Origin of the sequence: Streptomyces sp. CT34 (assembly GCF_000805335.1) — a bacterium.
Classification (GTDB): domain Bacteria; phylum Actinomycetota; class Actinomycetes; order Streptomycetales; family Streptomycetaceae; genus Streptomyces.
Genome location: NZ_JSFP01000295.1, coordinates 1 through 4,800, shown reverse-complemented (window position 1 = coordinate 4,800; position 4,800 = coordinate 1). Strand labels below are relative to the sequence as shown.

Here is a 4,800-nt window from a genome sequence, read left to right as displayed (position 1 = left end):
CGTCGCCCTGACCACCCTCGCCGACCGCGGCGTGGACGCCTGGGTCGGCGGTGAGATCGTCGAGCGCGGCGGCCACACCGAGGCAGTGACCCTCACCGGTGACTACGCGGCCTGAGTCAGCCGAGCCCTGGGGCCGCCGCGCCGGCGGTCACCAGGGCAGCACAGAACCCGGTCCGGGCACTGCCCAGGACCGGGTCCGCGATGGTGTTATGAATGCCGCGAGCGCGCAGAGTGTCAAGCGCGACGACGCTGGTTGGTCGAGTTGCCCTCGTCCTCGTCGTCATCGGTGTTGTACCGGTCTGCGTACCGTGCGTACGGGTCGTCGTCCTCGTCATCCTCGAACGGCTCTCCGTTCGGAGGCTGCTGGTTCGACTGCGTTGCACCCAGCTCGTCGGCCAGTCGTGAGAGATCCGTCCCACCGCTGCTGTACTTCAGCTGGCGGGCGACCTTTGTCTGCTTGGCCTTGGCCCGGCCGCGCCCCATGGGTCGACCCCCTCAATGACGGGGCTCGATGGCCCCAGAGTCTTGACACGCGTTCATGATTCAGAGCGGGCTCTCGACAGAGAGACCGGCTCGTAGGGCTTTAACGGTACCTGCTTCCGCGGCCATACGGTACGTCGCCCGCATCACCCACCGCTCCGCACGACCGGCGAGGCGCCCTTTCCACGCTGGTCAACTGCGATTTTAACCTGTCCTGTACGGCGACCCGCCGACGGGTGGTGAGGGATGTCTCCCCCGCCGCCCGTGACGGGCCGCGCAAGGTGTGATTTCGGCCACCTGGACCGCCGTGGGCCGTCCCCTGGACGGCGGTGCGGCCATCAGGCGCGCGGGCCCCCCGCCGTCCGCGCCTCGGCCATCCGCTGCTCGGCGAGCCGGTCGGCCGCCTCGGCCGGCGGGATGCCCTCGGACTTCGCACGAGCGAATATTGACAGCGTGGTGTCGAAGATCTTCGCGGCCTTCGCCTTGCAGCGGTCGAAGTCGAAGCCGTGCAGCTCGTCGGCCACCTGGATGACGCCGCCGGCGTTCACGACGTAGTCCGGGGCGTAGAGGATCCCGCGGTCCGAGAGGTCCTTCTCCACGCCCGGGTGCGCCAGCTGGTTGTTGGCCGCGCCGCAGACCACCTTGGCGGTCAGCACCGGCACCGAGTCGTCGCTGAGCGCGCCGCCCAGCGCACAGGGCGCGTACACGTCCAGGCCCTCGGTGCGGATCAGCGCCTCGGTGTCCGCGACGGCGGTCACCCGGGGGTGCCGGGCGAGGATCCGGTCCACCGACTCGGCGCGGACGTCCGTGATCACGACCTCGGCGCCGTCCTGGAGGAGGTGCTCGACCAGATGGTGGCCCACCTTGCCGACGCCCGCGATGCCGACCTTGCGGTCCCGCAGCGTCGGATCGCCCCACAGGTGCTGGGCCGAGGCCCGCATGCCCTGGAACACGCCGTAGGCGGTCAGCACGGAGGAGTCGCCGGCGCCGCCGTTCTCCGGGGAGCGGCCGGTGGTCCACTTGTTGGTGCGGGCGACCACGTCCATATCGGCCACGTACGTGCCGACGTCGCAGGCGGTGACGTAGCGGCCCCCGAGGGAGGCCACGAACCGGCCGTAGGCGAGCAGCAGTTCCTCGGTCTTGATCAGATCGGGATCGCCGATGATCACCGCCTTGCCGCCGCCGTGGTCCAGCCCGGCCAGGGCGTTCTTGTAGGACATGCCGCGCGACAGGTTCAGAGCGTCCAGCACGGCCTCCTCCTCGGAGGCGTAGGCATGGAAGCGGGTGCCGCCGAGGGCGGGGCCCAGCGCGGTGCTGTGGATGGCGATCACGGCCTTGAGGCCGCTCGCCCGGTCCTGGCAGAGAACGACTTGCTCGTGGCCGCCCTGCTCCGTGCGGAACAGGGTCTGCAGCACGCCGCTCTCGGCGCCTGCGAAGGCAGGACGTACGTCAGTCACGGTCGTGACTCCCATATGTCGCGGAGGACGCCCTCCTGCGGGTGGGGAGGGCCGGTTGAAACGAGCGTAAGACCTGGAGGGCGCGTTGATCCGCCAGGTACCGGGGATCACCCTCTCCCGGGGGACGGGCATGGGACGATCTGCCGTATCCAGACCGGGCGGGGGTAGGCAACTCCGGGCGGTGGACTTTCCTTTGAAGGAGCGGGCGTGGCCTTGGCGTCGTCGGTACGGGTCCCGTATGTGGCGTATCTGCGGGTCTACGAACCGCTGGCCGCGTTCCCCGAGCCGGAGCGCTCCTACTGGGCGCGCTACGCCAAGCGCGACGACATGCCCACGGCCGTCGACGAGCAGCGCCGGGCGCTGGCCGATCTGCTGCCGACCCCACCGGTCCCGGTGCCGGTCCACGAGAGCGCCGACGCGTTCGTCGCCGTGGTGAACGAGGTGACCTATGTGTGCCCCTGGCGCACCCGGCTGCGCGGCTGGCAGGCCCTGGAGTCCCTGGAGGAGCTGCTGCCGGCCGCGGTGCTGGACGCGGCGCTGCCCCCGGTGGTGCGCCGCCAGGCGGCCACCGACTACGAGCGGTGGCGGGAGCGCAATCCGGACGCCCGGCCGTGGATCCGGGCGGCGACCTGGCACGTCCCGGTCCGCTGGTTCGTCCTCTTCGAGGACGGCGAGCGCGAGTACACGGAGGGTGAGCAGGCGCCCCTGCTGCGTTACCGGACGCCGATGGTGCAGGCGCGGCGCCGCGTCGCGCGCGGGTTGCGTACGCTTCGGGACGCCCTGGAAGAGGGGCCGCTCATCGACGGCCTGGTAGATGTGGGGCGCTGGCTCGAAGAATTCCATCCGCGTTCGCTCGTGGAGCTGGACTACGGAGGGCTGGTGCACGCGGTGCCCGAAGGGCAGCTCGCCGAGGACCGCTCCGCCGCCGAGGTGGCGGAGGGGCTGGCGGCGCTGCGCGAGGGGGACGGCGAGCGGGCCGGCGTCGCGTACGAGAAGCTCTCGCAGCGGTGGCGCGCGGTGCGCGAACGTCAGTTCTCCAGCTGAATGCCCGGTGCCCGACGCGGAGTTGCCGGGTGCGGCATCCCGGTGGTCAGGACGTACGGGACGTAGGTCCCGATCCGGGCTATTGCCTCAAGCGTGACCTAAAGCACTGACTTCGGGTCTTGCTCCTAAGGCGTACCCTCGTGCCAAAATAGGACAAGGAGCCTGACTCGGGCTCCTTCCGTCCAACTAAGGGCGGATAGTTCGGTATTGCGCTCCTTGAGGGGTCTCGTGGTGGCTGGTCACGTTGTGACTGTTCGTCACGGGGGTGTGACTGTCCGCTATGGCACGGTCCATCGGCATCCGCCAAGGTTGAACACCTGAGAGGGCAATTCCATCGGTTTGGCCGACGTGGCTGGACAGATGGTGTAGTTGTAGTGCCGAGGACAAGCCGTTCGTCCTATAACCGACTCGGCCCGCGTCTGCCATTTCGGGCAACGTGGGTCAAGGTGCAGAATTTAGAGGAAAGAACCGTGATGGTTCGGTTCTCCCGAGGAGGCCGCTCATGACCGCTCGCACCCCTGACGCCGAGCCGCTGCTTACCCCCGCCGAGGTCGCCACGATGTTCCGCGTGGACCCGAAGACGGTGACCCGCTGGGCCAAGGCAGGCAAGCTCACGTCCATCCGTACGCTCGGAGGGCACCGGCGTTACCGCGAGGCTGAGGTCCGCGCGCTGCTCGCGGGTATCCCGCAGCAGCGCAGCGAGTCCTGAACAACCGCATAACCAGGCCGTTTTCGGGCCCCCCAACCCGGAAACGCCCGCTTTGGCACCACATGCTTCACCTGCTTCACCCCGCTCCATAGAGCTCTTTACGACGCGGCGCCTGCCCCAACAGGCCCACACCCGTTCCATCTGGGTACGTCATCGATCGCGCTGGACTCCGCCGGGTCCAGCGCGATCTCTTTTGTGTGCGGCCGTTCCAGGGCCGCTCGCGGCGCTCGGGGCGCCCTGGCGCCGGTCGACTCCGGCGGGGGCGTCACGACCCGTTCAGGGGCCCTGAGGGGGGCCGTCAGTGTGGACCTGGCGGGTCTGTTTCGGAGTACTCGACGAGGAGTGCAATTGCACATATTAAATTGACCGGTTGTGGGCGGGCGGTAAGTTCCCTGTCGCGCGAAACTTGTTCGGTGACTCCCGTCACATCGCGCGGTCCTTGAAGGGCATACGTCCCCTGCGGTAAGGGGCGCTTCACCGTCACCACATCAACAGCCTTCCACCGCGCCGCCGGTGGGCGCAGGCGCCCTTGGTCACCGGTCGGCGGGACTTTCGTCCTCCGCCGGCGGCTCGCAGGCGGCCGGGGAGGGGGCGGAGGCGGGCGGGGGCGCGTCGGCCCCGGAGAGGGCCGCGTGCGGCTCCATGGCGAGCCGCAGCAGCTGATGGCAGACCGGGCAGTGCCGGGTCAGATGGCGGGAGCCGTAGGCGAGGGCCGCCGACAGATGGGCACGCAACAGCGCCCTGGTCTCGTGTCGTACCGCAGCAGTCATCGCACGCCACCTCCCCGGCCCCCACGCCTTCCTCTGTGAGTACCGGCGGCAGGTGCCGCCGTCAAGACGCCCGTCGCCGCCGGCCGGGATCGGACGGGACCTTCGGGCCACAGGGCGGACGGCCCGGGGGAGATGGACGCGGGGAGCGTGCGGCCGGGAGGATCGCGGTGCCCGCCGGGGCGGACCGCGGGTGGTGTGTGATGCGCACCGTACCGCGCCGCGGGCCGGTCCGGACAGCACAACGGCCCGCATCCGAGAGGGATGCGGGCCGTGAAAAAGCGGTCCTGACGGGATTTGAACCCGCGGCCTCCACCTTGACAGGGTGGCGAGCACTCCAAAC

Annotated in this window: 5 protein-coding genes and 1 pseudogene; 3 read left to right on the top strand and 3 right to left on the bottom strand. The window is 69.8% G+C overall.

Going from position 1 to position 4,800, the window contains the following annotated elements; translation table 11 throughout:
• Window positions 1-115 (top strand): annotated as a pseudogene (locus RZ84_RS40165) (phosphoribosylformylglycinamidine cyclo-ligase); the annotation flags it as partial.
• A gap of 119 nt (window positions 116-234) precedes the next feature.
• Here RZ84_RS40165 and RZ84_RS00025 read toward each other — a convergent pair.
• Together RZ84_RS00025 and RZ84_RS00020 are read right to left on the bottom strand one after the other, a co-directional pair.
• A complete protein-coding gene (locus tag RZ84_RS00025) occupies window positions 235-483 on the bottom strand; it encodes a DUF3073 domain-containing protein (protein WP_043262599.1) in 249 nt (82 codons plus the stop codon).
• 335 nt (window positions 484-818) lie between these two features.
• Window positions 819-1,952, bottom strand: coding sequence for a Leu/Phe/Val dehydrogenase (locus RZ84_RS00020; RefSeq protein ID WP_107068045.1), 1,134 nt, complete (start codon window positions 1,950-1,952; stop codon window positions 819-821).
• 192 nt (window positions 1,953-2,144) lie between these two features.
• Here RZ84_RS00020 and RZ84_RS00015 point away from each other — a divergent pair, with 192 nt between their 5' ends.
• Together RZ84_RS00015 and bldC are read left to right on the top strand one after the other, a co-directional pair.
• Complete coding sequence (locus RZ84_RS00015; RefSeq protein ID WP_043262598.1) at window positions 2,145-2,981, top strand: DUF8083 family protein; 837 nt, start codon at window positions 2,145-2,147, stop codon at window positions 2,979-2,981.
• A gap of 502 nt (window positions 2,982-3,483) precedes the next feature.
• Entirely contained in the window at window positions 3,484-3,690 is a 207-nt protein-coding gene (gene bldC / locus RZ84_RS00010) for a developmental transcriptional regulator BldC (RefSeq protein ID WP_003980577.1), read from the top strand.
• A gap of 533 nt (window positions 3,691-4,223) precedes the next feature.
• On the opposite strand, the gene RZ84_RS00005 is transcribed toward bldC, so the two are convergent.
• Entirely contained in the window at window positions 4,224-4,460 is a 237-nt protein-coding gene (locus RZ84_RS00005) for a DUF6274 family protein (protein WP_043262597.1), read from the bottom strand.
• Window positions 4,461-4,800: the final 340 nt, after the last annotated feature.